We start from the raw sequence: 556 nt of genomic DNA, 5'->3' as shown, positions 1-556 counted from the left end.
ACAGTCCCTGTCGGAACGTGCGGAAAAGATTCACAACAAGCAGGTCACTCCCGATGTTGACAATATGCTTAAGGTTACCACCGACGGTATTAAAATCGGTCTTGATCAGAGACTTATAAATCCTCTGCTTCCTGATGAACCCAACACTAAGATCAATATGTGCGTAAACAATGTAACCGATATCTGGAAAAAGACAGCGGACGAACGTCTCACTCAGGTTATTTTCTGTGATTATTCCACGCCTAAGAAAGACGCTTTTAATCTTTATGATGATGTAAAATCCAAGCTTATTGCTAACGGAATCCCTGTAAATGAAATTGCTTTTATTCACGATTATGAAAAGCCGCAGGACAAGGAACGTCTTTTTGACAAGGTAAGAAACGGAGAAATACGTATTGTTCTGGGTTCAACGCAGAAAATGGGCGCAGGAACTAACATTCAAAACAAGCTTTATGCTATGCACCATCTTGATGCGCCATGGGTGCGACTTGAAGTCGCATAGATAATTGTTTAACAACAAAATATTGATTAAACCCGCTATTCCGTTAGCGGTAGT

At 40.6% G+C, this 556-nt stretch carries 1 pseudogene; it reads left to right on the top strand.

From position 1 onward, the window contains the following. Positions 1-502, top strand: a pseudogene (locus OCV67_RS13490) (hypothetical protein); the annotation flags it as partial. Between the last annotated feature and the right edge of the window lie 54 nt (positions 503-556).

The sequence above is a fragment of the Porcipelethomonas ammoniilytica genome (genome assembly GCF_025567485.1).
Lineage (GTDB): Bacteria > Bacillota > Clostridia > Oscillospirales > Ruminococcaceae > Porcipelethomonas > Porcipelethomonas ammoniilytica.
Note: the sequence above shows the minus strand (reverse complement) of the source record. Positions and strands in the feature narration are given on the sequence as shown.